This is a genomic window from Pseudomonas sp. 2FG, from assembly GCF_005502935.1.
Classification (GTDB): domain Bacteria; phylum Pseudomonadota; class Gammaproteobacteria; order Pseudomonadales; family Pseudomonadaceae; genus Aquipseudomonas.
Genome location: NZ_SCMP01000020.1, coordinates 32,854 through 59,199, shown reverse-complemented (window position 1 = coordinate 59,199; position 26,346 = coordinate 32,854). Strand labels below are relative to the sequence as shown.

The following is a 26,346-nucleotide window of genomic DNA, read 5'->3' as shown; positions in this document are numbered from 1 at the left end:
GTCTAAGAACTGGGGCTGCCGGTGGGGCGGGGCGGCAGATTTCCGGGGTCCGGCTGCAACAACGGGCAATCCGCAGTCTGAAACTGTTGCGACCGGCTCAGGTAGCGCTCCATCGGCAGGTAGGGGCGCTCCAGGGCGTGCTGCGGCCACCCGAGAGTCGCTTCAGGCGCATGCACGGCTCGACCGACGACGCAACGCTAGGCCTCTAAATTTATTGCGCTTTCAGTGTGGGCTGATGACGACGTGAGGGGCGTCACGCTTTGCCCGATAGGCCGCGGCTGAGTCGGTGCGGCCTCGTCGGTGAAGATCTCCACGCGGTTGCGGCCGCCATGCTTGGCGACATACAAGGCCTCGTCGGCCTGTTTCGACAGCGTATTGATATCCATGCCCTCGTGCAGCTGGGCGATGCCACAGCTAAAGGTGCAGGACAGCTCCTGCGGCTGTGCCGGGTAGTGGATTTCGGCGAAACGTCGGCGGATTTCGTCGAGCACCTTGCGCGCGGTGCCGGCATCGGTGTCCGGCAACACCACGGCGAACTCTTCGCCGCCGTAACGGCCGATATGGTCGGTCTTGCGCAGGCGCTGCTTGAGGAACAGCGCCAGGCTCTTGATCACCCGGTCGCCCATCGGGTGGCCGTAACCGTCGTTGACCTTCTTAAAGTGGTCGATATCGAGCATGGCGAAGGTCAGCGGCTGGCCAGCGCGGCGGGCGCGCAGGCGCGAGTCGTCCAGCAGCTGGAGGATATGGGTGTGGTTGTACAAACCGGTCAGGCTGTCGCGCACCATCCGCGCTTTCAGGTTGCGCGCGCGGCCTGCGCGGTTACGCACGGTGGCGATCAGATGGCGCGGCTGGATCGGTTTGGTGAGGAAGTCGTCGCCGGCTTCGCTCATCGCCTCCAGCTGCTTGTCCAGATCGTCTTCGGCCGACAGGTAGATGATCGGCACGCTGACGTAGCGGTCGTTATGGCGGATCACCTTGGCCAGTTCGGTGCCGTTGCACTGCGGCATATACATGTCGAGGATGATCAGGTCCGGCTGGAACTCGGCCAGCGCGGCCATCGCCTGGAGCGGCTCGAGCAGCGTGTGGGTGACTATGCCGGCGCCGTTGAGTACGCGCTCGGTATGCGTGGCCTGGGCGCGGGAGTCGTCGATGATCAACACGCGATAGGGCTCGTGCTGCGTCACATGGGTGAGGATTTCGATCCGTTCCAACAGGCTGGAGGCGTCCAGGCTGCCGGTGAAGAACGCCTGGCCGCCGGCGCGCACGGCCGCCAGACGGGTCGGGGTGTCGGTGTCTGCGTGGCTAAAGAACAGCAGCGGCAACTTCTGCTCCAGGTCTTGCTGAATTTCGGCCGCCAGTTGCAGGCCCAGGCCTGTGCCTGCGAAGTCGACTTCCATAAGGATGGCGGCCGGATGGCGCTTGAGCATGGCGGCGCGAAAGGCCTCGGCGTGGTCAAACGGCTGGGCGATCAGGCCGAAGAACTCCAATTGCTGGGCTAGGCGCTCGGCGTGCTCAGAATCCTGCAAGGCCAGGTAGACCGGCTTGCGTAGCGGCGGCAGGAAGGTGTGTTCGAACTGGTCGCCATGCCGCAGGCCGGTGCGCGACAACCTTTGCATAAGCTGGTTGAGTTCGCTGATCAGGCTGCTGGTCAGGCGCCCGCGATTGGCGCCGCTGGCCTCCAGGCAATGGGCAATGCCTTGTGCCAGTTGCGCGTGTTCGGCTTGCTCGAAGCGCTCGGCATAACGCTGCAGCCGCAGATTGGCCGCGGCCAGCTCCGCGGCGTTCCATTCGCTGTGCTGCAACCGCTGCCAGACCTCCAGCACTTGCCGCGCTTGATGGATGACCCGTTGGGCGAAGTGGTGTTTGAGGCGGTCGCGATTGGGATCTTCTTGCTCGGTCATGGCCTGGCTTCTTCTTATTATGTTTATGTGCCGCCGCAGAGCGGTCTGGGTGATGGCTCTATGCCGCCACTGGTCTTTAGGTACGCTAGCACCGCCGAGCATTTGCCGCCAACCTTCGATCTGCGGCGGGGCAGAACGTTCGACCGCTGCTCGCTAAGGATGCTCAGCCCGCTCTAAGTTTACGCTGTCGGCGCTGCGCATCGACTGGCGCTTCCCTTATAGTGCGAGGCAGGACGGCAACCCTGCAGCGGGGTTGTGCTCGAACAGCTGAATTCGATGATTGAAGGACATGGCCATGCTGAACTGGAAGAACCGCGCGGGCAGCTTGCGCGACAGTGTCGATGACTCGGTGGATGATGTGCGTAGCTACTTTGGCGGCCTCTGGCTCAGCCGGGCGCTGGGCTCGCTGCTGGGCCTCTATCTGCTCGTGGCGTTGGTGGTCGGCTGGTATTGGAACCAGGAACCTGAGCTGTTCCCGGTGCAACAGAATGCCCAGGCGGCCGCCGAGCAGGCGCAACGCCAGCTGGTCAGCGGTTACACCACGGTGGAAACCTTGAAACAGGTCGTCGGCACCCTGCTCGACAAGCCGGGCGGCTACCTGTCCAACGACCTCGCCCCGCCGGGTGTGTGGCTGGACAACATGCCGAGCTGGGAATACGGCGTGCTGGTGCAGGTGCGTGACCTGTCGCGGGCCCTGCGCAAAGACTTCGCCCGCTCGCAGACACAGTCCACCGAAGACCCGGATCTGGCCAAGGCCGAGCCGCGTTTCAACTTCGACAATAAAAGCTGGGCCCTGCCGGAGAGCGAGGCGGAATACCGCGAGGGGATCAGGTCGTTGGATCGCTACCTGGCGCGCCTGTCCGACCCGAGCCAGCCGAATGCGCGGTTCTATACCCGCGCCGACAACCTGAATAACTGGTTGGGCGATACCGCCACGCGTTTGGGCTCCTTGTCGCAGCGCTTGTCCGCCAGCGTCGGTCAGGTTCGCCTGAATACCGGGCTGAAGGACAATGCCGCGCCGGTCGCCGACGCTGAGGCGCCGGCGGTCAGCGAACAAGCCTATGAAACGCCGTGGCTGCAGATCGACAACGTGTTCTATGAGGCGCGTGGTCAGGCCTGGGCGTTGTCGCACTTGCTGCGGGCGATCGAGGTGGACTTCGCCGATGTGCTGGCGAAGAAGAACGCCGCCGTCAGCGTGCGGCAGATCATCCGCGAGCTGGAGGCTTCGCAGGAGCCGCTGTGGAGCCCGATGATCCTCAATGGCAGCGGTTATGGTGTGCTGGCGAACCACTCGCTGGTGATGGCCAACTACATCTCGCGGGCCAATGCCGCGATCATCGACCTGCGTCAGCTGTTGAGTCAGGGTTGAGTCATGGGTTTTTCAGCCAGAGAGGCGGCCCACCGGGCGGCCTCCGATGCGGAACGCGTGGCCTGGGTCGACGAGGCCGACCGTCCGCTGGGCGGTATGCCGCGACTCGAGCTGCGGCGGCGCGGCCTGATCGGCCGTGGCACCTATATCCTGCTGTTCAATTCCGCCGGTGAGCTCTGCGTACATAGGCGCACCCTGAGCAAGGCGCTGTACCCCGGCTACTGGGACGTGGCCGCCGGCGGCATGGTGCTGGAAGGGGAAAGCTACGCCGAGTCCGCCGCCCGTGAGCTGGAGGAGGAACTGGGGGTGGCCGGTGTGCCGCTGATCGAGCACGCGCACTTTTTCTATGACGCGCCAGAAAGCCGGCTCTGGTGCACGGCGTTTTCCGCTGTGGCGGATGGGCCGCTGCGCTTGCAGCCGGAGGAGGTGCTGGAGGCGTGCTTCCTCCCTGTCGCCGAGGTCCTGGCGCAAACCCGGGAAAAGCCCTATTGCCCGGACTCCCTGGCCGCCCTGCAGCGCTATCTGGCCCGAGGTCGCCAATCCGCCGATTAATGGCGCAATTTCGCTCTTAGCATTGTTGGTTTTTGCCGTTACACTGCGCGGCTTTTCAAGCCTGAGCCTCCCGGCCCAGGTGCGCTGCCCCTGCCAGAGTGGGGCTTCGCGGCTGACCAGCGTCAGCCAGTCGCTTTCAGGTCTATTTCAATCATCAGCTGCCGAGATAGACCCTTCTGACCCCTACGAGGATAGCCCGGTGGTCAAGAAAGCTTCGTCCTTTGCCGCCCTTGGCGGTTTGGTGTTTTCCACCGATGCAGGCCGGCATTGCCCGGACTGCAGCCAGCCGGTGGATGCCTGTATCTGCAAGCAGAGTGTCATCCCCGCCGGGGATGGGGTCGCCCGTGTGCGCCGCGAAACCAAGGGGCGCGGCGGCAAGACGGTGACCACAGTGAGCGGTGTGCCGCTGGCCGAAGAACCGCTCAAGGAGCTGGCCAGCCAGCTCAAGCGGCGCTGCGGCTGCGGGGGTTCGCTGAAAGACGGGGTCATCGAGATTCAGGGCGACCACGTGCAACTGCTGCTGGATGAGCTGACCAAGCACGGCTTCAAGGCGAAGAAATCTGGCGGCTAGCCCGGCACTTTCTAAACTTCTGCTTTGGGCCGTCGGTCAACACCTCAGTAATCGTCATTGCCACTGCTTATTCTGCTTCGGTCCGGCCTGGTCGGAGCTTTTGATTTCTTGATAGAAGGGGACCTCGATGTCCGTACGACGCACACGTAAAGATGACGGCAGCCAGTGGACCGTAGCGGACAGCCGTAGCGTCTACGGCATTCGCCATTGGGGCGCCGGCTATTTCGCGATCAACGACGCGGGTCGCGTCGAGGTGCGCCCGAGGGGCCCGAGCAGCGCGCCGATCGACCTGTTCGCCCAGCTCGACGAGCTGCGCAGCAGCGGTTTGTCGCTGCCTTTGCTGGTGCGCTTCCCGGACATTCTGCAAGACCGCGTGCGCCAACTGACCGGCGCCTTCGACGCCAACATCGCCCGCCTCGAGTACCAGAGCCGCTACACCGCGCTGTACCCGATCAAGGTCAACCAGCAGGAAGCGGTGGTGGAGAACATCATCGCCACCCAGGACGTCTCCATCGGCCTGGAAGCCGGCTCCAAGCCCGAGCTGCTGGCGGTGCTGGCGCTGGCGCCTAAGGGCGGCACCATAGTCTGCAACGGCTACAAGGACCGCGAGTTCATCCGCCTGGCGCTGATGGGGCAGAAGCTCGGCCACAACGTCTTTATCGTCATCGAGAAAGAATCCGAGGTGCAGTTGGTGATCGAGGAGGCGGCCGAGCTGAAGGTCGCCCCGCAGATCGGGCTGCGCGTGCGCCTGTCGTCCCTGGCTTCGAGCAAATGGGCCGATACCGGTGGCGAGAAGTCCAAGTTCGGCCTGTCGGCGGCGCAGCTGCTGTCGGTGGTCGAGCGCTTCCGCGCGGCCAAGCTGGATCAGGGCATCCGTCTGCTGCACTTCCATATGGGCTCGCAAATAGCGAATCTTGCGGACTACCAGCACGGTTTCAAGGAAGCCATCCGCTACTACGGCGAGCTGCGTGGTCTGGGCCTGCCGGTCGATCATATCGACGTGGGCGGTGGCCTGGGTGTCGACTACGATGGCACCCACTCGCGCAACGCCAGCTCGATCAACTACGACATGGACGACTACGCCGGCGTGGTGGTCGGCATGTTGAAGGAGTTCTGCGACGCCCAGGAGCTGCCGCACCCGCATATCTTCTCCGAGAGCGGCCGTTCGCTGACCGCGCACCACGCGATGTTGGTGGTGCAGGTGACCGACGTCGAGAAGCACAACGATGCTGTGCCGGTCATCGACGACCAGGACAGCCTGCCGGAGACCGTGCAATGGCTGGTCGACCTGCTCGGCCCGACCGATCTCGAGATGGTCACCGAAACCTACTGGCGCGCCACCCACTATATGAGCGACGTCGCCAGCCAGTACGCCGACGGCAAGATCAGCCTGGTGCAGAAGGCCCTGGCCGAGCAGTGCTACTTCGCCGTCTGCCGCCGGCTGCACAACTCGCTGAAGGCTCGCCAGCGCTCCCATCGTCAGGTGCTGGATGAGCTGAACGACAAGCTCGCCGACAAGTACATCTGCAACTTCTCGGTGTTCCAGAGCCTGCCGGACACCTGGGCCATCGGCCAGGTGCTGCCGATCCTGCCGCTGCACCGCCTCGACGAAGAGCCGCTGCGCCGCGCGGTGCTGCAAGACCTGACCTGCGACTCCGACGGCAAGATCAAGCAGTACGTCGACGAGCAGAGCATCGAAACCAGCCTGCCGGTCCATGAAGTACGTGAGGGCGAAGACTATCTGCTGGGCATCTTCCTGGTCGGCGCCTATCAAGAGATCTTGGGCGACATGCACAACCTGTTCGGCGACACCGACTCGGTGAACATCTACCAGAACCCGGACGGCAGCGTGTACCACGCCGGCATCGAAACCCACGACACCATCGAGGACATGCTGCGTTACGTGCACCTGTCGCCGGAAGAGTTGATGACCCACTACCGCGACAAGGTCGCCAGCGCCAAGCTCAGCGCCGGCGAACGCACCCAGTTCCTCGACGCGCTGCGGCTGGGGCTGACGCGTTCGTCTTACCTGTCGAGCTGAGTCAGTTCCGCAGGCAGAAAAAAACCGACGCGAAGTCGGTTTTTTTCTGTTCGGAAATTACTGCCCCATCACCCCATAACCGCGCGCCATCAGGCTGGCCAACAGCGGCAGAATCAGCAGCAACAGCAGTTCCAGGCGAATGCTGATGATCGTCAGCTGGGCCTGCCGTGGGCCGATTTGCGGCACCTGGCCGGCCTTCAGCGCATTGCGCCAGTTGAGGAAGGTGAAAGTTGGCAGGACCGAGACCAGCGCAATCACCAGAAACAACCCCAGCTTGGCGTGGAACAGGCTGTTGTGCAGGTAATAGGCGGCGCCTTTGCCGTACCAGATGACGCGCGCCGCGCCGCTGGCCAGCACCAGGCCGGCCGTCAGGCCGTAGGCGATGTCGATGCGGATCAGACTGCGGGCCCGCTGCAGATCCAGCGGCAGTTTGAACAGCCGATGCTCCAGCACCAGCAGGGCGAACAGCAGAAAGATCGATAGGTAATGCAGGTACGCGGCGATGGCTTCGGCCATGGGAACTCCTTTCGGGTCGTCACGGGGTTGGTGTTATTGATCGTTGGTAAACGCCGTAGCTAATCCTTTCAAGCGGGGGCCGCTCTAAGCCAAGCATCGTCACGGCTCAGGCGCCAGGCGAGCGCGCCGAGGCTCAGCCCGCGCAGCAGCATAAAGCCGAGAAACGCCAGCCACAGGCCGTGATTGCCCAGGCCTTGCAGGCCCCAGGCCAGTGGTAGGGCGAGCAGTACGCTGAGCAGCATGGCGTTGCGCATTTCCCGCGCCCGGGTGGCGCCGATAAACAGGCCGTCGAGCACATAGCTCCACACCGCAATCAGCGGCAGCAGCGCGAGGTAGGGCAGGTAGAGCTGGGCGGTGGCGCGCACCGTGGGGATGTCGCTTTGCAGCTGGACAAACAGCGGGCCGGCGAGCAGGAAGAACAGCGCGAAACCCAGGCTGGCCAACAGCGACCAGCCGCCGGCGACTATCAGAGAGCGGCGCAGTGCGGTGCGATCGCGGGCGCCTATGGCATGGCCGCACAGCGCCTCCACGGCATGCGCCAAGCCATCGAGGGCATGGGCGCTGAGCAGCAGGCCGTTGAGCAGCAGGGCGTTGGCGGCGACAGTCGCGTCCCCCAGGCGAGTGCCCTGTACGGTGATCAGCAAGAACACCAATTCCAGCGCCAGGGTGCGGATGAAGATGTCGCGGTTCACCGCCAGCAAGGGTCGCCAGTTCAGCCAGTGGCGCAGCGCGGCCCAGTCGATTTGGCCGGGATACTTGCGCAGCGCCTTGCGCGTCAGCGCCAGGCCGAGCAGGGCGCCGCTCCACTCGGCCAACACCGAGGCGCGTGCGGCGCCGATCACGCCCCAGTCCAGGCCGAGGACGAACCACAGCGCCAGCAGCACATTGATCAGATTGGTGGTCAGCAGAATCGCCAGCGGCGCACGGGCGTTCTGCGTGCCGAGAAACCAGCCGACCAGCGCGTAGTTGGCCAGCGCGGCAGGCAGGCCGAACAGGCGGGTGGCGAGAAAGTCGCGGGTCAGTTGCTGCAACTCCGCCGACGGCTGCATCAGGTCCAAGGCGCCGCCGCTCAAGGGTACCGCGAGCAACCCCAGCAGCAGCGCCAGGCCCAGCGCCAGCAGCAGGCCTTGGCACAGGACCTGCCGCAATGCGCCGCCATCCCCGCGCCCGGCGGCCTGGGCGGCGAAGCCGGTGCTGCCCATGCGCAGGAAGCCCATGGCCCAGACCAGCAAGGTGTACAGGCTACCGCCGACCGCCACCGCCGCCAGTTGATAGGCATGCGGCAGATGGCCGACCACGGCGCTGTCGACCAGAGCCACCAGCGGCACCGAGAGGTTGGACAGGATCATAGGCGCGGCCAGCGCCCAGACGCGTCGGTGGGTCGGTGCGTGTTGCCAGGCGTCGCGCAGCATAAGGTCGCTCCAGAGGAGGCAGCATTATAGGGGCGGCCTGTCGCCGCGTGCGTGGTGATGAGGTGCCTGGGGGGCCGTGGTGGGATAACGCCTTTCTTATCCCCCCCGTGCTCCATACCCGGCATCCGCAGTGCCGCTCGGCTATAGTTCCCGGCTTCCGTTTCCCCCCTGCAACTCTGCAACTAAAGGGGTCCAACTAAAGGGAACTAAAGGGGTCGGAGTGATTTGTTTTTGATCAGTTAAGCTGTTGATCTTGTCGAATGGGCAAAAGGAGTTTGCCATGCCACGTAAACAGCGGATGTATCTGCCAGTTGTGCCGGCCCACAAGCGGCACTTGGGTCGGGTGGTTGGGCAATGCCATCGGGGAGGACCTTTGGTTAAAGGTAAATCACTCCGACCCGAATGGCACTTACTTAAACGCTAACTAGCTGATGCAAAAGAAGAAAGGCTGGCCTTGGTCTACGGTGATAGTTGCGAACACACACCGATCCACCAAGAACACAGCCCACATGAATCCTAGGCGCCAAACCGTCCAGCATCAACAGCAACGCATTCGTCATCACGCCTCGAACAGTGATGCCTACACATTTTTCAATCTACTCACTGGCCCCGAGTTGCTGGAGTCCGTCGAGTCATCGCTGCCGGAGCACCGAGAACGGCTGTTTCCGCCGACCGAGACGCTGTCCATGTTTCTGGCTCAAGCGATGAATGCCGATCGTTCCTGCCAACACGCAGTCAATGACCTATCTATCAAGCGCTTATGCGGCGGCTTGAAGCCAAGCAGCACTTATACAGGCGCCTACTGCAAAGCCAGAAAGCGGCTGCCTGTGGAGATGGTTTCAACGCTATTACGCCATACAGGGTGCTCAATAAGTGATCAAGCACCGCAGTCATGGCGCTGGATGGGGCGGCCTGTACGTCTTGTGGACGGCACGACGATTACGATGCCCGACACTGCAGCCAATCAGGCCGCCTATCCGCAGTCTCGCGGCCAGAAAGCAGGCCTTGGTTTTCCGCTATGCCGAATGGTAGGCATCGTTTGTCTATCCAGTGGCGCTGTTTTAGATGCAGCGCTTGGTCGCTTTCGAGGCAAGGGTGGTGATGAGCAGACCCTGCTCAGGTCGATGCTCGATACGTTGAGTCGAGGTGACATCTTGTTGGGCGATGCCTATTACGCCACTTATTTTTTGTTGTACGAGTTGCGGTGCAGGGGCGTGGACGGCGTGTTTGAGCAATATGGTGCTCGCCGACGCAGCACCGATTTTCGACGTGGGCAGCGACTGGGTTCGCGTGATCATTTGATCGAGCTGCAAAAGCCCCCGAAAAGGCCCGCGTGGATGAGCCAGGCGTATTACGAGCAGGCGCCTGAGAGGCTGAAAGTGCGTGAGCTGAAGGCGGGTGAGAAAATTTTGGTAACGACACTGCATTGCCCGAAGCAGGCGCCCAAAACAGCCCTGAAGTCGCTGTTCAAGAGCCGCTGGCATGTCGAACTGGACTTGCGCAATATCAAGACCACGCTGGGACTGGAGATGCTGAGCTGTAAGACACCGGCCATGGCGGTTAAGGAACTATGGGTCTATTTACTGGCACACAATCTGATCCGGTTGATCATGGCGCAATCGGCCCTGCTCGCGGACTGTTTGCCTCGCGAACTGAGCTTCAAGCACAGCCTTCAGCTATGGCTCGCGTGGAGGCAATACGGCGGCCTGGGAGAGGATGACGACATGTCAAATCTGCTGATGCTGATCGCCCAGAAACGAGTTGGAAACCGCCCTGGACGGACTGAACCTCGAGCTATCAAGCGAAGGCCCAAGCCTTATCCACTGCTGACCAAGGCACGTACAACCGCAAGGGCGGAAGTCAGGAAAAATGGACATCCGAAAAAGGTTAAGTAAGTGCCATTCCACTCCGACCCCTTTAGGCTGGGCGCAACTGCCGCCGGCAGCGGCGCCGCTGGCCATCGTCGGCGTGCGCGAAGGCGATAGCCTGCGGCGGCCGGCTGCCAGCGCCGAACCCCTGCGCCTGAAACTCACCGCCCTGGGTGGCAGCGGCCACCGTTGGTGGTTCCTGAACGGCGCGCCGCTGGCCGCTAGCGCGGCGGAAACCGCGATCAACCAGCCCTCGAACGCAGTGGCCGCTATCAGCTCAGCGTGCTCGATGAATCCGGGCAAACCGCACGGATCGAGTTCAGTGTGCTTGACTGAGCTTTATAGGGCGTCGCCTCGTGCTGGGCTCAAGGTGCTGCAAACACCGTCACCGGCCAGTGTTTGCGCATACACCACCGCTGCGCCCCGCGGCTATGCCTTAGCCGCGAAAGAATAGTTTCGTAGGGTGGACAACACCCTCCCCGGAGTTCGCTGAGCAACCTAGGGTTCTCAGCCTTGAGCAGTAGGGGGTTCGATGATTTTTCTGGCGGTAGATGTGGGTGGTACGCATGCCCGCCTGTTGTTGGGGGAGCCCTGCGCTACGGGTTGGCGCAGGGTTCGCCAGCAGAGTTTTCTGGCTCATGAGTATCCCGGCTTGCAGGCCCTGCTGGAGCTGTTCCTGGCCGCGGGTGAACGTCCGGCCGCGGCCTGCATTGCCGTCGCCGGGCCGGTCCAGGGGTCGCGAGTGAGCATGACCAATCTGCCCTGGCGGCTCGATGCCAGCCTGATCGGCCAGCAGTTCGGCATCCCCACAGTGCGGCTGTTGAATGATTTTGCCGCGCAAACCTATGCCCTGGAGGCTTTGCCCGCGAGCGATCTGTGCACCTTGCAACAGGGCCAGCCTGAGCCTGAGGGGGTGCGGGCGTTGCTCGGGGCCGGCAGCGGCTTGGGCATGGCCATGCAGGTCCGCTGCGGCGGGCACTGGCAGGCCTTGGCCAGTCAGGGCGGGCTGGCCGACTTCGCCCCCCTGGATGCTCAGCAACTGGCTTTATGCCAGGCGCTGCAGAGCGCTTACGGGCGCGCCAGCCAGGAACTGCTGCTGTCCGGGCCTGGCCTGGAGCGCATCTACGGGTTTCTCTGCGGGGCGGGTGTGCAGTTGCGCGAGGCTGCGCCGAATGCACGGGCGATTAGCCGCGCGGCGGAGCGCGGGGAGCCGCTGGCCGCTGCGGCGCTGGCGCTGTTTGCGCGGATCTACGGCGCCTGCGCGGGCAATCTGGCGCTGCTCAGCCTGGCCCGCGGCGGGGTTTATCTGAGTGGTGGGATAGCCCCGAAAATCCTCGGCTTTCTGCAGAGTCCGGCGGTTGTCGAGGCGTTCGTGAACAAACCGCCGCTGCGCGAGCTGCTGGAGAGCATCCCGCTGCATGTGGTGTTGAATGAGCAACTGGGCTTGTTCGGCGCTGCCACTCTGGCGGCGCAACTGTGCCGGCCGTCAGCCGCCGCGCGGGGGACCGAGTAAATGGCTGGGCCGGCAGAGCTGCGGCAACCGTCGAGGTTGCCCTGGCAGTTCCTGCGGCTGGTCATGCCGTACTGGAACTCCGCCGAGAAGTGGAAGGTACGCGCCTTTACCCTGGCACTGCTGCTGTTGACCCTGGCCCAGGTCGGCCTGGTGATCTGGATGAGTTACTGGAATCGCGCGCTCTTCGATGCCCTGGAGGAGAAGTCGTTAAGCCGCTTGCTGGTGCAGATCGGCACCTTCGTGCTGATCCTGCTGCTGACCATGGGCGTTACGGCGCTGCATATGCAGGTCAAGCGCTGGTTACAGCTGGACTGGCGCAGGTGGCTGACGGCCAAGGTCCTCGACCAATGGATGGCGCACGGGCATCACTACCAGTTGCAGTTGACCGCCGGTGAGCATGACAACCCAGATGGACGTATCGCCGAAGATATCCGCGTCGTCACCGAAAGCGCGATCGGCCTGGCCCACTCGCTAGTCTATTCGCTGCTGATTTTCGGCAGTTTTGTCGACATCCTGCTGACGGTTACCGGCAGTGCCCACTTACCCGGTACCGCCCTGTTGGTGCCGGGTTATATGGTGATCCTGGCGTTTGCTTACGCCGCCGCCGGCACGCTGTTCGGCATGCTGCTCGGGCGTCCGCTGATCAATGCGACCAACAAGCTGCAAACCGCGGAGGCGAATTTCCGCTTTGGGCTGGCGCATTCACGGGAGAGTTCCGAGTCGATTGCGCTGATGCAGGGCGAAGGGGTCGAGCGGCAGAACTCGACGGCGTTTTTCGCCGAGCTGGGCCGCCGCTGGTACCGCCAGACCCTCGGCTATCTGGGAATCGTGTCGTTTTCTTCGGGCTACGGCGTGCTCTTGCCGGTGTTCCCGATCCTGGTCATGGCCCCCCAGTACATTGCCGGCAGCATGAGCCTGGGGGTGTTGATGCAGGCCGCGCAGGCGTTCCAGCAACTGACCTCGGCACTCTCCTGGCCGATCGATAACCTCGCCGAGCTGGCGCGCTGCCGGGCTTCCGCGGACCGGGTGATGAGCCTCTACGGCGACCTGCTGCTGCTCGAAGAGCGGGCCGCCGAGCCGCAAGAGCATCGCATCAGCCTGGCGCAGTCGAACCAGGCCGAGCTGGTGCTGCGCGATCTGTGCATCGCCAACCCCGACGGGCAGATTTTGATCGAGGGGCTCAACGCGGTGATCCAGCCTGGCGAGCGGGTGCTGATTGCCGGCGATCCGGCGGTCAGCATCAGCCTGTTCAAGGTGCTGGCCGGCTTGTGGCCGTGGGGGCATGGCGAGGTCTGGCTGCCGGCGGGGTCGGCGATCAGCTTCTTGCCGCAGCGGCCATTCCTGCCGTTTGGCAGCTTGCAGTCGGTGCTGAGTTATCCGCGGCCGGCGGATACCTTCGCGGCCAGTGCCCTGCAGCATGCCCTGGAATGCGCCGGGGTTGCCTGGCTGGCGCCGCGCCTGGGCGAGGTCGATAACTGGGATCGCGTGTTGCCGCTGCGCGCGCAGCAACGCCTCGGCATTGCCCGGCTGTTCCTGCAGCAGCCGGCCTGGGTGTTCATCGAAGAGGCGACCAATGCCTTTGACCCCAAAGGCGAGGAATACATGATGGACATGCTGCACCACGAACTGCCCAACGCGACGCTGCTGGCCATCAGTTTTCAAACCGGCCTCGAGCGTTACTACCAGCGCAAGCTGCTGCTCAAGCACCTGCCGCAAGAGAAGTTCCTCCGCAGCAGCATGCCGATTCGCGCGCTAAGAAAAACCTGAGGGCAACCAGCCGCGCCGGACGCATTCGCGAAAACACCAGGCCGGCGTGGTTTCGGTCTTATAACTCCAGAAGAACCAGCCCAGGTACTTCTCGAAGGTCAGCAACTGGGCGGCGGCATAGCCGCGATAGGCGATGTCCTGCTGGAAGCCGTCCATGCTCTCCAGGGCGTGATTGAACGGCCCCTCCGCCCAGAGCGAGACCACCTTCAGGTCGAGGCCCAGGCTCCACTCGGCGCAATAGGCCGGTACCCCCAGTTGCTCGATGAGCGCATCGGCCTCGGTTTTCCATTGGCCGCTGGCCTTGTGCAGGTGGGTGTAAATATCGCTGTCGATGTCGCCGCGCTCGAAGCACTGGTAGCGGTGGATATCGAACACCACGTTGGCAAACTCCGGCGCCTGCATGAAACCCAGGTACTCCTCGAAGGAGCGGAAGCCGTCATGGAAGACCACGCTGACCTGCTCGGCCCGGCAGTACCGGCGAATGCGCTGGTAGGCGTCGAGGTTGTAGCGCTTCAGGTACTCGGTCGGCACGTCCCAGCGCGGCTCGTTGAGGACCTCGATGGCATGCAGGCTGGGCTGGCCGTGGTAGCGCTCGGCCAGGCGCTCCAGCACGCTCAGCGAGTGCTCGCGGTAGTGCGCCTGGGTGTGCCATTCGCAGACATCCTTGATCCCGCCGTTATCGAAGCCGTTCTGGCAGCCGGGGGCGGCATGCAGATCCAGGACAACCTTCAGCTGGAATTCTTCCGCCCAGGCAAACGCCCGGTCGAGCACCTCGAGCCCGCCCTCGACAAAGGGGAAGCGGTTTTCGCCGTAGCTGCGGTGATAGGGATAATCCGCGCCGAATATCCAGTGGCCGAGTGGAATGCGCACGGCATTGATGCCGCGCTCGTGCAGCCAGACAAAGTCCTCGCGGCTGATAAAGCTGTTCCAGTGCTGGTGCAGCCTTGCCGTGGCCTGTGGGCCCAGCTCGACACACCAACTGGTTTCATCGACGGCCTGCAACCCTGCGAACAGGCTGGGGGTCATCCACTTCTCCAGAACCAGCCAGCCGCCTAGATTTACTCCGCGCAATTTCTTGCCAGGGTTGGCGTGGACAGGAATCTTCTGCTCCATGACTGTGCTCCTTTAACCAGACAGGACTGCGGCAAGAGACCGCGACGGCTTAAGCATAGATGGGCCGGCCATGCTGATCTTGCTCTGCGATAACAGATAACCCCGCGGCCGCTATGGCTCGGCGTGCTCGACGAGGCCGGGCAAACGACGCGGGTCGAGTGCAGTGTGCTTGACTGAAGCTTAGCTGGCGCCGCCTTGGACCGGGCTTCAGGTGTCGCGCCAGAGTTCGCTAAAGCACAGCCGTATTTCCCGGCCGAGAAAGACCTAGCTATGACTAGAGTGCCGCAAGCAGGAAGCGTCCGCCTGGAAGCCTCGGCTACCCCGCCGAGTCTATTTGTCTCCGGGGACTGGACCCTGCCTCATTACACCGCCCTGGCCCGCGAAGTCGCCGAACTGCGCGCGGGCCTCGACGCGGAGACTCAGGTGCTGCTCGATGGCCTCGGTGCACTGGATACCGCCGGCGCGGCGCTGTTGGCCGAGCTGCTCGGGGCCGAGCGTTTGCTCAGTCTGGCGAGCAGTGCGCCGGGGTTGGCGGCGGCGCGGCGCGCGCTGCTGCAAACGGTTGGCAGCGCACTGACGGAAGATGGCACGCCGGAAAAACCCCAGCAGCGTTCGGGCTTGCTCGAATGGCTGGCCCAGATTGGCCGTGCGCTCGAAGTGCTCTGGCGGCTGCTCAGCGCGCTGCTGGCCTTTATCGGCCTGACCCTGGAAACCCTGGCGCGCAGCCTGTTGCGGCCGCGTAGCTGGCGGGTCACCGCACTGGTCGCACAGATTGAGCAGAGCGGGCTGAACGCCGTGCCCATCGTCGTGCTGCTGACCTTTCTGGTCGGTGCGGTGGTGGCGTTTCTCGGCGCCACGGTGCTGGCCAGGTTCGGTGCCAGCGTTTATACCGTCGATCTGGTGGCCTTCGCCTTTCTCCGTGAATTCGGCGTGCTGCTCACGGCGATCCTGATGGCCGGGCGCACTGCTAGCGCCTTCACCGCGCAGATCGGCTCGATGAAGGTCAACGAGGAAATTGACGCGATCCGCACCCTGGGCCTTAACCCCATCGAGTTGCTAGTCCTGCCGCGGGTGCTGGCGCTGCTGGTGACGCTGCCGCTCCTGACGTTTCTGGCCATGCTCGCGGGGATCATCGGTGGCGCCGTGGTCTGCGTGCTGACGCTGGATATTTCGCCGGCGATGTTCATGGCGATCCTGCAACGCGATATCGAGGTCCGGCATTTCCTCGTCGGCTTGGCCAAGGCGCCGGTGTTTGCCTTCCTGATTGCGCTAATCGGTTGCCTGGAGGGTTTCAAAGTCAGTGGCAGCGCTAAATCGGTCGGCGACCACACCACCTCCAGCGTGGTGCAGTCAATCTTCGTGGTGATCCTGCTGGACGCCGTCGCCGCGCTGTTCTTCATGGAGATGGGCTGGTGAGCACGAGTCCCGCAGTGGCCCGCGAGGCGATTATCCAGGTGCGCGACCTGGGCAACCGCTTCGGCGCGCAGACGGTGCATGAGCACCTCGACCTGGATCTCCAGCGCGGCGAGATACTCGGCGTGGTCGGTGGCTCGGGGACCGGCAAGTCGGTGCTGCTGCGCACCATAGTCGGCCTGCGGCGGCCGACCTCCGGCAGCGTGCAGGTGTTCGGTGAGGAGTTGGCGAGCCTGTCGGCCGAGCGCCGTTCGCAACTGGAGCGCCGCTTCGGCGTGCTGTTCCAGGCCGGCGCGCTGTTTTCCTCGTTGACCGTGAGCGAGAACATCGCCCTGCCGCTGATCGAGCATGCCGGGCTTGGCCGCGCCGACGCCGAGCACCTGGCCGGGGTGAAGTTGGCGCTGGTCGGTTTGCCCGCCAGTGCCGCGAATAAGTATCCCGACTCGCTGTCCGGGGGCATGGTCAAGCGCGCGGCACTGGCCCGCGCGTTGGCCCTGGACCCGGAAATTCTGTTTCTCGATGAGCCGACCGCCGGCCTCGACCCCATCAGTGCGGCGGCTTTCGACCAGTTGCTGTTGACCCTGCGCGCCGCGCTCGACCTCACGGTTTTTCTCGTCACCCACGACCTCGATACGCTCTACACCCTGTGCGACCGGGTCGCGGTGCTCGCGCAAAAACGCGTGCTGGCGGTCGGTAGCCTGGAGGTGGTGGCGGCCGCTGACGATGCCTGGGTGCACGCCTATTTCCATGGCCCACGGGGCCGTGCGGCCCAGCAGGCAGGTGCACGTCTGGCGGAGACTCGTTGATATGGAAACCCGCGCCCATCATGTGTTGATCGGCCTGTTTACCGTGCTGGTGGTGGCCGCCGCGCTGTTGTTCGGCTTATGGCTGACCAAGTCCAGCGCGGACAGCGAGTTCACCCTCTACGACATTGTCTTCAACGAGGCGGTGACTGGCCTGTCGAAGGGCAGTGCGGTGCAGTACAGCGGGATCAAGGTCGGCGATGTCGTTCAGCTCAAACTCGACCCGCAGGACCCGCGCAAGGTGTGGGCGCGCGTGCGTCTGGCTGGCGATACGCCGATCAAGCAGAACACGCGGGCCAAACTGGCACTGATCGGTATCACCGGCGGTGCCTTTATCCAGCTGACCAGCGGCTCGCCAGATAGCCCGGCGCTTGCGGGCAACAATGGCCAGGTGGCGGTGATAGTCGCCGACCCTTCGCCGATCGCCACGCTGCTGGCCAACGGCGAAGACCTGCTGAGCAATATCAATACATTCGTCGACAGCGCTAACCGGATGTTCTCGCCGGAGAACGCCGCGCGCATCAGCCGGACCCTGGAGCATCTGGATCTGGCGACCGGGGTGCTCGCCGCGCAGCGCAACGACATTCGCGAGTTGCTGCAGCAGTTGGCCAGCGCCAGCAAACAGGCCAACCTGACCCTCGAGCAGAGCGCGCACTTGATGCGCACCGCCAATGGCCTGCTGGACCAGCAGGGCAGGGCTGCGTTCGACAGCGCACGGCAGGCCATGGCCGCCCTGGAACGGGCCAGTCGCAACCTCGAGCACTTGCTGAACGACAACCATGACTCGCTCAACGCCGGTATTCGGGGCTTGGGTGAAATCGGCCCGGCGGTCAGCGAGCTGCGGGAAACCCTCAGTGGGCTGCGTTCGATTTCGCGCCGCCTCGAAGAAGACCCGGCGAGCTACCTGCTCGGCGGCGACAAGAGCAAGGAGTTTGAACCATGAGGCCGTCCCTGCAGCCGCTTGGTTTGCGCTGCCGTTTAAGTGTGCTCTGCGCGGGTGCGCTGCTGGGCCTGCTGTCAGGCTGCTCGCTGCTGCCGCAGGCCGAGCCGAACGATGTCTACCTGTTGCCCGGCGGCGTTAGCCCTCAGGCCAGCGGGGGCCCTGCGGTCGACTGGTCTCTGCGGGTCGCCAAACCGCAGGCCAACCAGGTGCTGGATAACTCGCGCATTGCCGTGCTGCCCCACGGCAGCCTGATCAGCAGCTACAAGGGCGCGCGCTGGAGCGACGCCGGCCCGGTGCTGCTGCGCGACCGTCTGCTCGAAACCTTCCAGGCCGATGGCCGGATCAGCTCGCTCAGCAGCGACGACCGGCAACTGCAGGCCGACCTGGAACTGGTCAGCGACCTGCGGGCCTTTCAGAGTGAATACCGCGCTAGGCAGCCCGAGGTGGTGATCCGTCTGGATGTGCGGCTGGTGCAGAGCGCTAGCCACAAGATAGTCGCGGTGCGGCGCTTCGAGGTGCGCCAGGCGGCCAGCAGCGCGCGGGTGGCGGATGTGGTCGCGGCGTTCGGCCAGGCCAGCGATGCGCTCGCCGGGCAGTTGCTGACCTGGACCCTGCAACAAGGTCAGCTGCAGGCCCGGAACCTGCGTTGACCGCGGCCCGCAGGCTGGCTGCCGGGGGGGGCGGTCAGCCCGCAGGCGCCAGTACCAGGCGGTCGCGGCCGCTGCTCTTGGCCTGGTAGAGGGCACTGTCGACCCGTTTGAAGAAGGCTTCGGCGTCGCTGTCCAGAAGCATATCGAAACAGCCCACGCCCAGGCTGGCGGTCAGCGGCAAGCGCTGGCCTTTCAGGTCGAGGCCGGTCTGCGCCAGTTCCTGGCGAAAACGTTCGGCCAGCTCCCGTGCCTGCTGCAGCGTGGTGTTGGGCATCAACACGCCGAATTCCTCGCCGCCGAGGCGTAGCAGGGCATCGCTGTCGCGCCGGAATACGTTGCGCATGCGCATGGCGAAGGCGCTCAGGCAGGCATCGCCGCTGGCGTGGCCATGCTCGTCGTTGACCCGCTTGAAGAAGTCGATATCCAGCAGCACCAGCGACAAGGGCTCGCCGTCGCGCCGAGCGTTGGCCACCAAGGTCTGGAACAGGCTGTTGAATTGGTAGCGGTTGCCCAGTTGGGTCAGGCTATCGGTGCGGCTCAGGTGATCCAGGCTCTCCTGCTGTTCCAGCAGGCGCAGTTCCAGTTCCAGGGTGTTGAGGTATTCGCGGTGGCTGTGGCCCAGGGTCAGCAGCAGATAGCCGAGGAAGAAGGCCAGGGCCACCAGCTCGCCGAGGTGCGCCGCGGCATCCGGCAGGAGCACCGCGAGCCCCGGCAGATAGAGCAGCAGGATGGCCAGGGTGCCGCGACTGCGATCCATCGAGAAGATGAAGACCATCGCCGCGCTGATGGCGATGGTGTTGATGGCGGCGATCGACTGCGAAGGGGCGAAGTCGATGGCTTGCAGGGTCCAGGCCTGAACCAGGCCCCAGCCCAGGGCGTTGCCGCAGACCAGCCAGGCTTGCCGGCCCAGCCAGCGGCGCAGGCGGTCTTCGTCATAGCCGGAGGGCAGCCGGTGCAGCCAGCGCAGGACCATGATCAGGGCGAAGAAGGCCGTGGTGCCCAGGCCCAGCAGCAGGTGCGCGTCTGGCGCGGCGCTGAAGCCCCAGACCAGCAGCCAGGCCAGCAGGTAATAGATGCCGCCCAGGCGGGTGCGTGAGTAGGTGTGCTGGGCCTCGCGCCAGAGGCGGAAGGCGTGCGACGAATGGGGTAGCTCGGCGTCGGTCATGGGCTGAGATCACAAATGCGGCCTGAACCGAGCTTAGTCGCTTGCGCTGTCGAAGCGCCATCTTTTGCCGAAATCAGCCGCGGCGGCCAGCACACTGGCAACTTGTTTGGCCAATTGGCCGTTGACTCCGCGCCGCGTGCTAGAGCGCTTTGCTGAACTGCAGCAGGGCCACGCGCTGATTGAGCTGGTTGCGGCGCTCGACCAGGCCGCTGAGCTGGTAGCCGAGTTTGGGATAGAGCAGCAGGCCGGCGCTGTTGGCGTTGAAGCAGGAGACCTTCATCAGCTTGGCTTGGTAGTGCTCCCGCGCCTGTTGTTCCATCACCCCGACCAGGTAGTTGGCCACGCCGTGGCCGCGCGCCCAGGGGGCCACCATCAGGTTGCCGAGGGCGCAGAACTCGCCGTGCTGCCACTGGTAGAAGTTGGCGAAGCCGGCGGGCCGACCATCGAGCAGTACCACGCTGCTGTTGCGGCGCTCGGCCATCGCCGCGGCCAACTGGCCGACGGTCAGCGGCCAGACGGCCTTGGGATAGCAGAAGAACAGCTCGTCCGGGCTCTGCGGGAAGCCGACTAGGTCGTCCAGATCGGCGACAGTCGCCGGGCGGTGGCTGAGTTGTGTGGGCAAGCCTAGTTGTCCTTCCTTAATGTTCGGGCATTCAGCCATCAGTGCGGCGGATAGTGCGACAGCAGCTTGCCGACTGTCTCGCGGATTGCCGCTTCGCGCTCGCTGGGGCTCGGCGGGGCGCTACGCATGACCTGCTCGGCACTGCCGCGCCAGACCAGCTTGCCGTCCTTGCCGTCGAACAGGTCGACCTGGATGGTGGCGACTTTGTAGTCGTAGTTGCGTGTCTCGGTGTAAGCCGGGCCACCCCAGTAGCCGTTCCAGTAACCGCCCCAGGCCCCGCCGTAGCTGGTGCTGACCTGATCCTGACGGTTCTCGACTATCAGCCAGGCCTGGGCCTTGAGGTCTGGCTTGGCAGCGGCTGGCGCTGGGCGCAGGCCGCGTTGCTCGAGCTGTTGGCTGATGGCTTCACGGATGCGCTGCTCGGTGAGGTCGCTTTTGACCCGCGGGTCGTCCGGCCGGTACTGCAACGCCGGTTCTTGCCAGCTCCAGCTGCGATAGGCAGCGAAGTCGCGAGTGGCGTCGTAATCGCGGCTGATTTGGTCGGTCTGGCAGGCGGCCAGTAGCAACAGGATGGGGACTAAGAAAGAGCGGGGGGACATGATGGCATCTCCGGAGCTAGAGCCTCTATCCAAGCGCAAGCGGAGGGCGACCGCAAGCGCAGATTGCAACGGCCTGTGAGCCGTGTTTTTCGGCCGGTCGGTGAGCCCTTGAGGTTCTAGCGAGGCAGCATTGAGTCGCTGTTTGCTGGGTTTTATGAGGTGCATCCATGCACCTCGCCCTGCGGGCAGCTGAAGCTGTGCAAAACGGCTTTCCTGCCGTTTGGTCGCTGCGCTCTACGCCAGCCTACAGGCATCGCGATAAGTGCACCAAGCAACCGTCCAGTCCACTAGTTCGGCGGGTAGTCGCTCAGGGCTTGCTGGACGGCGGAACGCAGTGCAGCGGCGCGCTCCGACTGACTGCCGCGGTCAGCCGTTTCGGCGCTGCCGCTCCACACCGCCTGGCCATTGTTGGCGTCGAACAGGTCGATGCGCACCACCATGACCTCCTCCTCGTAGGTGCGGACCAGCGGCAGGCTGCCATACAGGCCGTAGTGGTTGCCATAGGGGCCGTGGCCGTAATAGCTGCCGTAGTCCTCCTGCACTTGGCGCAAGCGGCGCTCGACATGCATATCCGCGCTGACGCGCAGGTCGGCCTCGGCGCCTTGCCGGGCGGGGCGCAGGCCGCGCTGGTCGAGGCCGGTGCTGAGGGTCTCCTGCAGCAGTTCCGGGCTGGCCCATGAGCTGCCGGCCGGCAGGCGGCCATCCAGCCACGCCCAGCTGCGGTAGCGGCCGTAATCGCGTGGCGCGGCGGGATAAGCGCTGAGGTCGAGCGTATTGGCCGCCTGCGCTGGCGCCGCTGGCAACGGGTTGGAGCTGGCGGTATAGGGGTTGCTGCCTTGGCAGGCCGCCAGGCTAAGGCAGCACAGCAACACACTCAGGCGGCGATTCATTACGTCCTCCGGGCCGACCCCTAAAGAGGGCGGCAGATCCAATGCAAATAGCGCCCCAGGCCCATAAAGCCCGGGTGGCGGCGGTGCGCCAGCTCCATTTCCAGCAGATCGACCAGCTCGGCCTTGGCTTGGAATTCCACCGGCATATAGTCGTAAAACACACGCACGCCGCTCTGGGTTTCGACCTGCCAGTGACCGGCGAGTTGCGCCGCCAGCTCACGTGGATCAAGCGGCCGCTGCGGCGTCAGGCTTTGTTTTTCACCGGCAAACTCGTGTTTGCGCAGCTTGCGGAAGTGGCCCTTGAGCAGGTTGCGGTAGATCAGCGCATCGCGGTTGTAGAAGGCCAGCGACAGCCAGCCGCCCGCCGCCGTCAACTGGTGCAGTACCGGCAGGATCGCGTGCGGTTCGGCCAGCCACTCCAGCACCGCGTGGCAGATCACCAGGTCGTAGGGTTCGGTCAGTTGGCCGAGCAACTCCTGCCAGGGCGCCTGAATAAAGGTTGCGCTCTGCCCGGCCGCGGCAAAGCGTTCGCGGGCGCCCTGCAGCATGGGTTCGGCAGGTTCGCTGAGGGTGACCTGATGGCCGCGCTCGGCCAGCCACAAGGACATATGGCCCAAGCCCGCGCCGACATCCAGCACCCGCAGCGGGCGGTCCGGCAGGCTTTCGGCGAGGTCGGCCTGCAGCACCGCCAGGCGAATCGAACCCTTGGCGCCGCCGTAGATCTTCTCGGCGAAGCGTGTCGCCAGCTCATCGAAGTGTCTGTCGCTCATTTGCCGAACCGCCGTTCGCTATCGGCCAACTTGGCGCGCACGGCCTGCTCCAGGTCGATGCCGAGTTCAGCGCAAAGCAGCAACAGATACAGCACGATGTCGCCGACTTCCTGGCCGGCGTGCGCCAGCTGATCCGTCGGTAGTCGCCGCGACTGGTCTTCGCTGAGCCACTGGAAGATTTCCACCAGCTCGGCCATCTCCACGCTGGCGGCCATGGCCAGGTTCTTCGGGCTGTGGAAGCCGCGCCAGTCATTGCGGTCGCGAATGGTGTGCAAGCGGGTGGTGAGTTCTTCGAGGTTCATGCGGCTCTCCGGGGCAGAGGCGCATTGTTTCACGCAGCTAGATCGCTCGCCAGCTACCGTTCATATGCGGGATGCCGTCTTGGCCTTGCAGCTTGAACTGCCCGCTGGGCGCCACGGCGCTGGCCAGCAGGCTGGCTGCGCCGGGCAGCAGCAGCGGTTTCTGGAAGCGCACCTCGACCTCATAACCGGCCGCCGGCAAGCGTTCGCCGAGGGCGGCCAGTGCGCGGGCCTTGTTCCACAGGCCATGGGCGATGGCGCGCGGGAAGCCGAACAGCTTGGCGCTGAGGGCGGACAGATGGATAGGGTTGTAGTCGCCCGCCACCCTGGCGTAGCGCCGGCCGATATCCGCCGGCGCCTGCCAGCGCGCGATTTCGTCCAGCGCCAGCGGCTCGTCCTCGGCGCGCTGGATGGGTTGGCCATCCAGGCGCAGGGCCCGGCAGAGGATGCGGCTGTCGCCTTCCCAGAGCAGGCCGAGCTGGTCTTCGAGGCGGGTCATCAGGCTGAAGACCGCGCCCTTTTCGTGGGGCTGGAGGTCTGCCACCTGCACGCTGACGCTGAACGGGCCGAGGCCGCCGAGCGGGCGCAGCACGCGGATGCGGTTTTCCAGGTGCACCAGGCCGAGCAACGGGAAGGGGAAGGCCTTCGCGGTGAGCAGCTGCATTTGCAGTGCGAAGGCGAGAATGTGCGGGTAGGTCGGCGGCAACCGGCCGTCGTCACTGAAGCCGCAGAGCTGCCGGTAACGCGCCAGATGCTCCGGCTCGACGTCGATCGAGCAGCGCAGGCCACCGCTGGGCAGGGGCTGCCCGGTTACGCCATGGCGTAGTGCGGCGCGGGCGAACAGGCCGGGCAGAGCCGGCGGGGTGGGTAGGTCGAGCCAAGCGGTGGCCATGGAGAAGCTCCTGGTGCAGGTGCCAGCAGCTTAGTCCGCCGCGCCGCGGCTACATTGGCCGCGCGGCATGCGCGCCTGGCAGGCGAGTCAATCCTTGAGCCAGAAGGCCAAAGCTGCCTAAGATGGCCGCGCCCCACGGACAATAAGAACCCTAAAAATGCTGCGTGATCTGACCGACGATGTGGCGCTGCTGCGCCCGGCGATCGACGCCCTGCGGGCCAGTGGAACCGACCCCGATCGGGTGCTGGCGCGTGTCGGCTTACCCCCCGCTGGCTTACCCCCCGGGCGCTTCCGCCATTCTGCCCAGGCGCTGTTCTGGAAGGCCGCCGCCGCCGAGTGCGGCCAGGAGCACATCGGCCTGTATTTGGCGCGGCATCTGCCGGCCTTCCATGGCCTGCTGCTGGAGTATCTATTCCTCTCCAGCGAGACCTTCGGCGAGGGTTTACGCCATGCCCTGCGTTATGTGCGTCTGCTCTCCGACACCCTGAACGCCAAGCTGGAAGTCGAGGGTGAGCGCGCCACCCTGGTGCTCGGCATGATGGCCGGGGTGCCGCGGCATTTTCCGGAAATGTTCGCCGGTGCGGTGATTCGCCTATTCGGCGCGCTGACCGAGGGCAATTTCAGGCCCCATGCCGTGCACTTGATGCACCACGAGGGCGCGCCGGCGGAACGTTACCTCGAGGTCTACGGCTGCCCCGCGCAGCTGGGGGCCGAGCGCTATGCCCTGCTGTTCGATGCCGCCGTGCTGGACCAAGTCTCCCGCCACGCCGCCCCCGAATTGCTGCGGATGCACGAGTCCCTGGCGCGCCGGCAGTTGGCCGAGGTGGAGCGTCTGGATCTGGTGCGCAAGGTGCGCGAGCTGATCGGTGAGCTGCTGGTCGAGAGCGGCGCCACCTTGGAACAGGTCGCCGGTCGCCTGCACATGCCGCCGCGGCGGCTGCGTGAGCGGCTGACCATGGCCGGGGTGCGCTTCAACGATCTGGTCACCGACTACCGCTGCCGGCTGGCCAAGGAGTTGCTGCTGAAGACCGATGAGCGCATCGAGGTGATAGTCGAGCGCACCGGCTTCTCCGAGCCGAGCACCTTCTACCGGGCGTTCAAACGCTGGGTCGGCGAGACGCCGGTGGAATTCAGAAAGCGCGGTAAATCGTAGGGTGGGTTAGCCGCGAAGCGGCGTAACCCACCGACCGCTCCAGCACCAACTTACGCCCCCAGCAAACTCTGCCCACACACCCGCAGTACCTGCCCGCTGACCGCCCCGGAGCTCGGTTGAGCGAACCAGGCCACGGCTTCGGCGACATCCTGTGGCAGGCCGCCCTGGCCCATGGAGTTCATGCGCCGACCGGCTTCACGGATGGTCAGGGGGATGGCGGCGGTCATCTGCGTTTCGATAAAGCCCGGCGCCACCGCGTTGATGCTGATGCCGCGTTTGCCGAGTGCCGGTGCCCAGGCCTGGGCCAGGCCGATCACCCCGGCCTTGCTGGCCGCGTAGTTGCTCTGGCCCAGGTTGCCGGCTATGCCGCTGATCGAGGCGAGCAATACCACGCGAGCGTCAGCGTGCAGCTTGCCCGCCTCCAGCAGGGCCTGGGTCAGCAGCTGTGGCGCACGCAGGTTGACGTCGATCACCGAGTCCCAGAAGGCCTCGCTCATCTTCGCCAGGGTCTTGTCGCGGGTGATGCCGGCGTTGTGGACCAGGATATCCACGCCCTCCGGCAGCGCTTCGAGCAGTTGCGCCGCGGCATCCGCCGCGCAGATATCCAGGGCTATGCCGCGCCCGCCGAGGCGAGCGGCGAGGGCGTCGAGCGCGTTTTTGACTGGCGGCACATCCAGCAGCAGCACCTGCGCGCCATCGCGCGCCAGGGTTTGCGCGATGGCGGCGCCTATGCCACGGCTGGCGCCAGTCACCAGGGCCGTCAACCCGGCCAGCGGCCGCGTCCAGTCTTGCACCCGTGCCGCACAGGCGGTCAGGCGGATGACCTGGCCGGAGACGTAGGCGCTTTTTGGCGAGAGGAAGAAGCGCAGGGCCCCTTCCAACTGATCTTCGGCGCCCTGGCCGACATACAGCAGTTGCACGCTGCCGCCGCGGCGGATTTCCTTGCCCAGCGAGCGGGTGAAACCTTCCAGTGCCCGTTGCGCGCTGGCGGCGAACGGGTCTTGCAGCGACTCCGGCGGCCGCCCGAGCACCACCACTCTTGGGCACTGGCCCAGGCCTTTGAGGGCCGGCTGGAAGAACTCGCGCAGTTCGCGCAACTGCTCGGCGTTGCCGATGCCGCTGGCGTCGAAGATCAGGGCCTTGAGTTTGGGGCCGTGCTCGGCGGTCCAGCGGCGCAGGCCGAACTGGCCATCCTGCTGGGCGAAGGCGGCATCGGTCAGGCGCTGCAGGCAGCCGCTGGCGGCTTCGGCCAACACGCCGCCGCCGATCAGCAGGGCGCCATCGACCGGCCGAGCCCGTCCGGCCATCCAGCGCTCCAACCGCAGCGGCGCGGGCAGGCCGAGGGCCCCGACCAGGCGACGGCCCAGAGCGGAGTTGGCGAAGTTCAGATAAGGGTCGGACATGGCAGTCGGCTCCTGCTGGCGCATCAAAGGTGGGCCCACTCTACGCAGCCCGCCCGCTTGCGCAATTGACCGTGCCGCCCGCCGCGCCGGCAAGGCGGCCAATGCGAGGCCGGCGCGGCCG

The 26,346-nt window shown here is 64.9% G+C and carries 25 protein-coding genes and 1 pseudogene; 14 read left to right on the top strand and 12 right to left on the bottom strand.

Annotation, left to right across the window (positions count from 1 at the left end):
* A partial coding sequence (locus FFS13_RS19910) for a hypothetical protein (RefSeq protein ID WP_218568638.1) occupies nucleotides 1-209 on the top strand: 209 nt, incomplete at its 5' end.
* Here the strand turns inward: FFS13_RS19910 and FFS13_RS17810 are convergent.
* Nucleotides 198-1,901 (bottom strand): PleD family two-component system response regulator, encoded by a 1,704-nt coding sequence (locus FFS13_RS17810; protein WP_137820389.1) that lies wholly within the window; start codon nucleotides 1,899-1,901, stop codon nucleotides 198-200. The two genes, FFS13_RS19910 and FFS13_RS17810, sit on opposite strands and share 12 nt — an antisense overlap.
* A gap of 295 nt (nucleotides 1,902-2,196) precedes the next feature.
* On the opposite strand from FFS13_RS17810, the gene FFS13_RS17805 reads away from it, so the two are divergent.
* From FFS13_RS17805 to speA, 4 genes are all read left to right on the top strand, one after another.
* Nucleotides 2,197-3,270, top strand: a complete 1,074-nt coding sequence (locus FFS13_RS17805; RefSeq protein WP_137820388.1) for a DUF2333 family protein — start codon at nucleotides 2,197-2,199, stop codon at nucleotides 3,268-3,270.
* A 3-nt stretch (nucleotides 3,271-3,273) separates the two neighbouring features.
* Complete coding sequence (locus FFS13_RS17800; protein WP_137820387.1) at nucleotides 3,274-3,822, top strand: NUDIX hydrolase; 549 nt, start codon at nucleotides 3,274-3,276, stop codon at nucleotides 3,820-3,822.
* A gap of 199 nt (nucleotides 3,823-4,021) precedes the next feature.
* The gene (locus tag FFS13_RS17795) at nucleotides 4,022-4,393 is read left to right on the top strand and encodes a translation initiation factor Sui1 (protein ID WP_137820386.1); all 372 of its coding nucleotides are present in this window, start codon (nucleotides 4,022-4,024) and stop codon (nucleotides 4,391-4,393) included.
* Nucleotides 4,394-4,520: 127 nt separating this feature from the next.
* On the top strand, nucleotides 4,521-6,434 hold the full coding sequence (gene speA / locus FFS13_RS17790; protein WP_137820385.1) for an arginine decarboxylase: 1,914 nt from the start codon (nucleotides 4,521-4,523) through the stop codon (nucleotides 6,432-6,434).
* Between the two features lie 57 nt (nucleotides 6,435-6,491).
* Here the strand turns inward: speA and FFS13_RS17785 are convergent, their stop codons facing one another.
* Both FFS13_RS17785 and FFS13_RS17780 read right to left on the bottom strand, forming a co-directional pair.
* Nucleotides 6,492-6,950 (bottom strand): DUF2214 family protein, encoded by a 459-nt coding sequence (locus FFS13_RS17785; RefSeq protein ID WP_137820384.1) that lies wholly within the window; start codon nucleotides 6,948-6,950, stop codon nucleotides 6,492-6,494.
* 68 nt (nucleotides 6,951-7,018) lie between these two features.
* Nucleotides 7,019-8,362, bottom strand: coding sequence for an MATE family efflux transporter (locus tag FFS13_RS17780; protein WP_137820383.1), 1,344 nt, complete (start codon nucleotides 8,360-8,362; stop codon nucleotides 7,019-7,021).
* Nucleotides 8,363-8,871: 509 nt separating this feature from the next.
* Here FFS13_RS17780 and FFS13_RS17775 point away from each other — a divergent pair.
* The 4 genes and pseudogenes from FFS13_RS17775 (at nucleotide 8,872) to FFS13_RS17760 (ending at nucleotide 13,510) form a co-directional block, all read left to right on the top strand.
* Nucleotides 8,872-10,257, top strand: a complete 1,386-nt coding sequence (locus tag FFS13_RS17775) for an IS4 family transposase (RefSeq protein ID WP_137820392.1) — start codon at nucleotides 8,872-8,874, stop codon at nucleotides 10,255-10,257.
* A gap of 37 nt (nucleotides 10,258-10,294) precedes the next feature.
* A pseudogene (locus FFS13_RS17770) lies at nucleotides 10,295-10,566 on the top strand (penicillin-binding protein 1C); the annotation flags it as partial.
* A gap of 196 nt (nucleotides 10,567-10,762) precedes the next feature.
* Complete coding sequence (gene glk, locus FFS13_RS17765) at nucleotides 10,763-11,743, top strand: glucokinase (protein WP_137820382.1); 981 nt, start codon at nucleotides 10,763-10,765, stop codon at nucleotides 11,741-11,743.
* A complete protein-coding gene (locus FFS13_RS17760) occupies nucleotides 11,744-13,510 on the top strand; it encodes an ABC transporter ATP-binding protein/permease (RefSeq protein WP_137820381.1) in 1,767 nt (588 codons plus the stop codon).
* Here the strand turns inward: FFS13_RS17760 and FFS13_RS17755 are convergent.
* On the bottom strand, nucleotides 13,496-14,623 hold the full coding sequence (locus tag FFS13_RS17755; protein ID WP_137820380.1) for a glycoside hydrolase family 5 protein: 1,128 nt from the start codon (nucleotides 14,621-14,623) through the stop codon (nucleotides 13,496-13,498). The two genes, FFS13_RS17760 and FFS13_RS17755, sit on opposite strands and share 15 nt — an antisense overlap.
* 270 nt (nucleotides 14,624-14,893) lie before the next feature.
* Between FFS13_RS17755 and FFS13_RS17750 the strand changes: the two genes are divergently transcribed.
* From FFS13_RS17750 to FFS13_RS17735, 4 genes are read left to right on the top strand one after another with little or no spacing between them, the layout of a single operon-like run.
* On the top strand, nucleotides 14,894-16,039 hold the full coding sequence (locus tag FFS13_RS17750) for an ABC transporter permease (protein WP_137820379.1): 1,146 nt from the start codon (nucleotides 14,894-14,896) through the stop codon (nucleotides 16,037-16,039).
* A gap of 14 nt (nucleotides 16,040-16,053) precedes the next feature.
* Nucleotides 16,054-16,842 (top strand): ABC transporter ATP-binding protein, encoded by a 789-nt coding sequence (locus tag FFS13_RS17745; RefSeq protein WP_137820391.1) that lies wholly within the window; start codon nucleotides 16,054-16,056, stop codon nucleotides 16,840-16,842.
* 1 nt (nucleotide 16,843) lies between these two features.
* Nucleotides 16,844-17,782: an MlaD family protein gene (locus tag FFS13_RS17740; RefSeq protein ID WP_137820378.1), complete on the top strand. Its 939-nt coding sequence runs from the start codon at nucleotides 16,844-16,846 to the stop codon at nucleotides 17,780-17,782.
* A complete protein-coding gene (locus tag FFS13_RS17735) occupies nucleotides 17,779-18,432 on the top strand; it encodes an ABC-type transport auxiliary lipoprotein family protein (RefSeq protein WP_137820377.1) in 654 nt (217 codons plus the stop codon). Before FFS13_RS17740 ends, FFS13_RS17735 begins: the two co-directional genes overlap by 4 nt.
* Before the next feature lie 34 nt (nucleotides 18,433-18,466).
* Here the strand turns inward: FFS13_RS17735 and FFS13_RS17730 are convergent, their stop codons facing one another.
* From FFS13_RS17730 to FFS13_RS17700, 7 genes are all read right to left on the bottom strand, one after another.
* A complete protein-coding gene (locus FFS13_RS17730) occupies nucleotides 18,467-19,597 on the bottom strand; it encodes a GGDEF domain-containing protein (protein WP_137820376.1) in 1,131 nt (376 codons plus the stop codon).
* 139 nt (nucleotides 19,598-19,736) lie between these two features.
* Complete coding sequence (locus FFS13_RS17725; protein WP_256657941.1) at nucleotides 19,737-20,219, bottom strand: GNAT family N-acetyltransferase; 483 nt, start codon at nucleotides 20,217-20,219, stop codon at nucleotides 19,737-19,739.
* 38 nt (nucleotides 20,220-20,257) lie between these two features.
* Nucleotides 20,258-20,818 carry a DUF4136 domain-containing protein gene (locus FFS13_RS17720; RefSeq protein ID WP_137820374.1) on the bottom strand — a complete coding sequence of 187 codons (561 nt, stop codon included), beginning with the start codon at nucleotides 20,816-20,818 and terminating at the stop codon, nucleotides 20,258-20,260.
* 287 nt (nucleotides 20,819-21,105) lie between these two features.
* Nucleotides 21,106-21,708, bottom strand: a complete 603-nt coding sequence (locus FFS13_RS17715) for a DUF4136 domain-containing protein (protein ID WP_137820373.1) — start codon at nucleotides 21,706-21,708, stop codon at nucleotides 21,106-21,108.
* 20 nt (nucleotides 21,709-21,728) lie between these two features.
* A complete protein-coding gene (locus FFS13_RS17710) occupies nucleotides 21,729-22,478 on the bottom strand; it encodes a methyltransferase (protein ID WP_137820372.1) in 750 nt (249 codons plus the stop codon).
* Complete coding sequence (locus tag FFS13_RS17705; RefSeq protein ID WP_137820371.1) at nucleotides 22,475-22,780, bottom strand: nucleotide pyrophosphohydrolase; 306 nt, start codon at nucleotides 22,778-22,780, stop codon at nucleotides 22,475-22,477. Before FFS13_RS17705 ends, FFS13_RS17710 begins: the two co-directional genes overlap by 4 nt.
* 37 nt (nucleotides 22,781-22,817) lie before the next feature.
* Nucleotides 22,818-23,669 (bottom strand): MaoC/PaaZ C-terminal domain-containing protein, encoded by an 852-nt coding sequence (locus tag FFS13_RS17700; RefSeq protein ID WP_137820370.1) that lies wholly within the window; start codon nucleotides 23,667-23,669, stop codon nucleotides 22,818-22,820.
* A gap of 160 nt (nucleotides 23,670-23,829) precedes the next feature.
* Here FFS13_RS17700 and FFS13_RS17695 point away from each other — a divergent pair, with 160 nt between their 5' ends.
* Complete coding sequence (locus FFS13_RS17695) at nucleotides 23,830-24,822, top strand: AraC family transcriptional regulator (protein ID WP_137820390.1); 993 nt, start codon at nucleotides 23,830-23,832, stop codon at nucleotides 24,820-24,822.
* A 50-nt stretch (nucleotides 24,823-24,872) separates the two neighbouring features.
* Here FFS13_RS17695 and FFS13_RS17690 read toward each other — a convergent pair whose 3' ends face one another.
* Nucleotides 24,873-26,225 carry a 3-oxoacyl-ACP reductase gene (locus tag FFS13_RS17690; protein ID WP_137820369.1) on the bottom strand — a complete coding sequence of 451 codons (1,353 nt, stop codon included), beginning with the start codon at nucleotides 26,223-26,225 and terminating at the stop codon, nucleotides 24,873-24,875.
* Nucleotides 26,226-26,346 lie beyond the last annotated feature (121 nt).